Source organism: Marinobacter sp. UBA2498 (genome assembly GCF_002341575.1).
GTDB lineage: Bacteria > Pseudomonadota > Gammaproteobacteria > Pseudomonadales > Oleiphilaceae > Marinobacter > Marinobacter manganoxydans.
In genome coordinates, this window is the sequence record NZ_DDOI01000148.1 from 15,098 (window position 1) to 15,355 (window position 258).

Annotated in this window: 1 pseudogene; it reads left to right on the top strand. The window is 56.6% G+C overall.

The features are described 5' to 3' along the window. Positions 1-258: pseudogene (locus B2W52_RS20500) on the top strand (iron ABC transporter permease); the annotation flags it as partial.

Genomic DNA, 258 nt, shown 5'->3' on the forward strand with positions numbered 1-258 from the left:
GGCTATGCCATCCCAGGGTCTGTCATTGCCGTGGGCATCATGATTCCGCTGGCCTGGCTGGATCAGAAGCTCAATCTCTTTCTTCGTGACAACTTTGGTTTCATGGTGGGTCTGGTACTCAGTGGCAGCGCTTTTGTCCTGATCTACGCCTACACGGTGAGATTCCTGGCCGTCTCCTTCAATACGGTTGAGGCCAGTCTGGGGAAGGTTACGCCCTCAATGGACGCAGCTGCGCGAACCCTCGGTCAAACCGCCGGT